Genomic DNA, 4,522 nt, shown 5'->3' on the forward strand with positions numbered 1-4,522 from the left:
CGATGATCTCGCCCTGCTCGGGCCCGGACGCGGTCTGCGGCGCCTGCTCGGACGCGGCCACGGCACGGTCCTCGGCCGATACCTGTCCGGTCTGCCCGCTGCCGGTCGCGTTGGCGTGCCCGGTCTCCTGCGCATAAGCCGGAGCGGCAACCGCCATGATGCCCGCGGACATCAGCCAGAACGACTTCCTCATAATCCCCTCCCAAAGATATTTTCTTGTTTGGGATAGAGCTACTGAAAAGCCACGGCGGCTGCCAGCGGAAAACGGCGGTTTCCCGCCGCTCCCGGCAAAGTCATTGCATTTGTGCAACAAGATCGTTGCAGAGTGAAACGGGTAATCCGGCCTGCCGCTACGGAAAGCTTACGTTTACGGAAAGGCTGCCGCCTTCGCCTTATTTGGGCGCGATCACCATCAGCATCTGCCGGCCTTCCATGCGCGGATGCTGCTCCACCTTGGCCGCCTCGTTGGTGTCTGCCCGCACGCGCTGGAGCAGCTGCATCCCGAGTTGGCCGTGAGCGAGCTCGCGTCCGCGGAAGCGGAGCGTCACCTTCACCTTGTCGCCTTCGCCCAGGAACTTCTGGATCGCCTTCATCTTCGTCTCGTAATCGTGATCGTCGATGTTCGGACGCATCTTGATCTCCTTGATCTCCTGCGTCTTCTGCGATTTGCGGGCGAGATTGGCCTTCTTCTGGGCCTCGTACTTGAACTTGCCGACGTCCAGGAACTTGCAGACGGGCGGGTCCGCATTCGGAGAGACTTCAACCAGGTCCAGCCCCACTTCCGCTGCCTGCTCGATCGCCTCGCGCGTGAACATCACGCCGAGATTCTCGCCGTTCTCGTCGATCACCCGTACCTTGGGCACGGAGATGAATTCGTTGAAGCGGGGGCCGTTCATCGGCGGCGCAACCGGGCGCCGGATCATAGGGGGACGTATGTTGGCTTCTCCTGAACTGGATCGATCCGCCCCCACCTAGTGAAGAAGGGGGCGAATTGGAAGGCGGGGCGGCTTCAGAGCGTTGCTTTTGTGCCGCTCTGTTGCGGATCAGCCGCGAGTGGCCCGAAGATCCGGCGGCAAGGCATCCGTCCGGAGCCGCTCGGCCACTTCGTCCAGCGCAAGCACTTCCTGCCGCGCATCGCTTCCGAGCGGGCGAAGCGCGACCGTGCGCTCCTCCGCCTCTCGGCGGCCGACGACGAGCAGGTTCGGAACCTTGGCGAGGCTGTGCTCGCGCACCTTGTAGTTGATCTTCTCGTTGCGGACGTCGGTCTCGACGCGAAGACCGGCGGCGCGCAGCGTCTCCGCCACTTCGTCCGCGTAGGGGTCCGCGTCCGACACGATCGTCGCGACCACCGCCTGCACCGGCGCGAGCCAGAGCGGAAAGCGGCCGGCATGGTGCTCGATCAAGATGCCGATAAATCGCTCGAACGTGCCGAGGATCGCGCGGTGGAGCATCAGCGGATGATGCTTGCTCCCGTCTTCTCCGACATAGGTCGCTTCAAGCCGCTCCGGCATCTGGGGATCGAGCTGGAGCGTTCCGCACTGCCAGGTGCGCCCGATCGCGTCCTTCAGGTGGAATTCGAGCTTCGGTCCATAGAACGCGCCCTCACCCGGCAGAATTTCGTAGGCGAGGCCGGTGGCCTTGAGCGCCGTCTCGAGATCCGCTTCCGCCCGATCCCAGCTTTCTTCGGATCCGACCCGCTGCTCCGGCCGCGTCGCGAGCTTCACCTGATAGTCGGCAAAGCCGAGGTCGCGGTAAACGGCGTCGAGAAGCGCGCAGAACGCCACCGTCTCCTCCACCAGCTGGTCGTGCGTGCAGAAGATGTGGGCATCGTCCTGGGTGAACTGGCGCACCCGCATGATGCCGTGCAGCGCGCCGTGCGGCTCGTTGCGGTGGCAGGTGCCGAACTCCGCAAGCCGAAGCGGCAGATCGCGGTAGGAGGTGATGCCCTGCCTGAACACCTGGACGTGCGCGGGGCAGTTCATCGGCTTCAGCGCCATCAGGTCGCCGGTGCCGGAGAGGACGGGCTTGCCTTCCTCCGTCGACGGCACCTCGTCCGGAACCACGAACATGTTCTCGCGGAACTTGCCCCAGTGGCCGGAGGCGACCCAAAGCTTGTTGTCGATGAGCTGGGGCGTCTTGATTTCCCGATAGCCCGCACCGTCGAGGCGGCGGCGCATATAGGCTTCGAGCTGGCGCCAGATGACCCAGCCCTTCGGATGCCAGAAGACCGAGCCGTGCGCTTCCTGCTGAAGGTGGAAGAGGTCCATCTCCTGAGCGATCCGGCGATGGTCCCGCTTGGCCGCCTCTTCGAGCCGCGCCAAATGCGCGTCGAGCTGCTTCCGGTTGAGCCAGCCGGTGCCGTAGATGCGGCTCAGCATCGCGTTCTTCTGGTCGCCGCGCCAATAGGCGCCGGAGACGCGCGTCAGCTTGAACGCCTGCGGATCGAGTTTGCCCGTCGAGGCGAGATGGGGTCCTCGGCAGAGGTCCACCCAGTCGCCCGAGCGGTACATGGTGATCGTCTCGTTGGCAGGCAGCTCCATCACCCACTCGGCCTTGAAGCTCTCGCCCGTCTTCTCGAAGAAGTCGCGTACTTGGTCGCGCGTCCAGACCTCGCGCACCAGCGGTGCGTCCTTGGCGATGACTCGGCGCATCTCCTCCTCGATCGCCGGGAGATCCTCCTCGGTGAACGGCCGCTCCTTTGGCGCGAAATCGTAATAGAAGCCGTCCTCGGTTGCCGGTCCGAACGTGATCTGAGTGCCGGGGAACAGGTTCTGCACCGCTTCGGCGAGCACATGCGCATAATCGTGCCGCACCAGCTCGAGCGCGTCGGCCTCGTCCCGCGCGGTGATCAGCGCAAGCTCTGAATCCTCCTCGAACGGCCGGGCGAGATCGCGCACCTCCCCGTTGACGCGCGCCGCAAGCGCCGCCTTGGCGAGCCCCGGCCCGATCGCCGCGGCGACGTCCGCGGGCGTAGTCCCGGCCTCGACCTCGCGCACCGATCCATCGGGCAGCTTGATCGAAAACATCTCGGACATCGGGTGCGGGCTCCACGGGGATCTTTGAAGGGGATTTGCCATAGATGGGCACTTGGCGCTGTCAAGAAAGGGGAAGGTGCCGAAGCTGTAAAGCGAGCTTGACAAGAGCTGTGGGAGAGTTGTAAAGGATCATTGACAGATTGAATAGGACCCTTGTCAATGTTGAACCGTCAGAACCCGGCGATGCGCCGCTACACCCTTTCCGTGACCTTGTTGATGATCGGCTACGTGCTGGCGCTGTTCGGGGTGAACGCCTTCTTCGAAAATGGGCCCCCGAGCGGCGCTACCGCTTATGCTGCGGCCGTTATACCGGCGCTCCCGATCATCGGCGTTTTCTTCGTGATCGGCCGCCTGCTGGTCGAGCTCAAGGACGAATATCTGCGCATGCTGATGGTCCGCCAGACGCTGATCGCGACCGCATTCATGCTTAGCGTCGCGACGATCTGGGGGTTCGTCGAGAGCTTCGGCCTGCTTCCGCATGCCGAGGCCTATTGGGCCGCAGTGCTCTGGTTCGGCGGCCTCGGTGTGGGGGGCTGCGTCAACGCCTTGATCGAGCGCCGCGGGGCCGAGGCGTGAAGAACCGCCTCAAGGTGCTCCGGGCCGAGCGCAGCTGGAGCCAGGGGGACCTCGCCGAGCGGCTCGAGGTCTCCCGCCAGAGCGTCAACGCGATCGAGACCGGCAAATACGACCCCAGCCTCCCGCTCGCTTTCCGCATCGCGAAGCTGTTCGACCTCCCGGTCGAAGCTATTTTTCTCCAGGATTGAAGGACTGACGCCATGATGACCAGATTGATGTGCCGTGCAGCCATGTTGCTGATGGCGGCCTGCGCCGCCACGACCCTGAACACGGGTCCCGCAACGGCTGCGGCGGCGCCCGCGCCGACCCGCTTCTCCGTCACCGTCGAGGGCAGGGGTGCGGACGTGATCCTGATCCCCGGCCTCACCTCCTCCCGCGCCGTGTGGGATCAGGCGGTGGCGGGCCTCGGCGGCAAATATCGCGTCCACCGGATCCAGATCGCCGGTTTTGCGGGCGAGCCCGCCGGCCCAAATGCGGAAGGCGAGCTGCTTGCCCCGATCGTCGAGCAGCTGAACGCCTATATCGCCGCCCGAAACCTGAAGCGGCCGGCGGTGGTCGGCCACTCGATGGGCGGTCTGCTCGGGCTGATGCTTGCCGCCAAGCACCCGCAAAGCGTTGGGAAGCTGCTCGTCGTCGATGCGCTCCCATTCTACAGCATGCTGATGGGCCCGGGCGTCACCGCTGAAAGTGTGAAGCCGCAGGCGGCGCAGATGCGCGACGCTCTCGCCCGCATGCCGAAGGAGGCGTACGAAGCGCAGCTCGGCCGGACCATGGCGATGCTCGTCAGGAACGATAAGGCGCGCCCGGCGCTGGTGGCGGCCGCGCTCGCCTCGGATCGCGGCGTGGCGAGCCGGGCGGTTTACGAGGACATGATCACCGACATGCGCCCCTCGCTCCCGGCGATCCGCGTC

Annotated in this window: 6 protein-coding genes; 3 read left to right on the plus strand and 3 right to left on the minus strand. The window is 65.1% G+C overall.

What is annotated here, in order from left to right; all coding sequences use genetic code 11:
• The 3 genes from VF662_RS00005 to thrS form a co-directional block, all read right to left on the minus strand.
• Nucleotides 1-193 (minus strand): hypothetical protein (locus VF662_RS00005; protein ID WP_464136187.1); only part of this gene is annotated, 193 nt, incomplete at its 3' end.
• Between the two features lie 199 nt (nt 194-392).
• On the minus strand, nt 393-923 hold the full coding sequence (infC, locus tag VF662_RS00010) for a translation initiation factor IF-3 (protein ID WP_464136190.1): 531 nt from the start codon (nt 921-923) through the stop codon (nt 393-395).
• A 120-nt stretch (nt 924-1,043) separates the two neighbouring features.
• A complete protein-coding gene (gene thrS / locus VF662_RS00015) occupies nt 1,044-3,035 on the minus strand; it encodes a threonine--tRNA ligase (RefSeq protein WP_464136193.1) in 1,992 nt (663 codons plus the stop codon).
• A gap of 159 nt (nt 3,036-3,194) precedes the next feature.
• Here thrS and VF662_RS00020 point away from each other — a divergent pair, with 159 nt between their 5' ends.
• From VF662_RS00020 to VF662_RS00030, 3 genes are all read left to right on the plus strand, one after another.
• Complete coding sequence (locus VF662_RS00020) at nt 3,195-3,611, plus strand: hypothetical protein (protein ID WP_464136195.1); 417 nt, start codon at nt 3,195-3,197, stop codon at nt 3,609-3,611.
• The gene (locus tag VF662_RS00025) at nt 3,608-3,799 is read left to right on the plus strand and encodes a helix-turn-helix transcriptional regulator (RefSeq protein ID WP_464136197.1); all 192 of its coding nucleotides are present in this window, start codon (nt 3,608-3,610) and stop codon (nt 3,797-3,799) included. The genes VF662_RS00020 and VF662_RS00025 overlap by 4 nt, the downstream gene beginning before the upstream one ends.
• A 12-nt stretch (nt 3,800-3,811) precedes the next feature.
• Nucleotides 3,812-4,522, plus strand: a 711-nt coding sequence (locus tag VF662_RS00030) for an alpha/beta fold hydrolase (RefSeq protein WP_464136198.1), incomplete at its 3' end; no start/stop codon positions are given.

This window comes from Allosphingosinicella sp. (genome assembly GCF_036387215.1).
In the GTDB taxonomy this organism is placed as follows: Bacteria; Pseudomonadota; Alphaproteobacteria; order Sphingomonadales; family Sphingomonadaceae; genus Allosphingosinicella.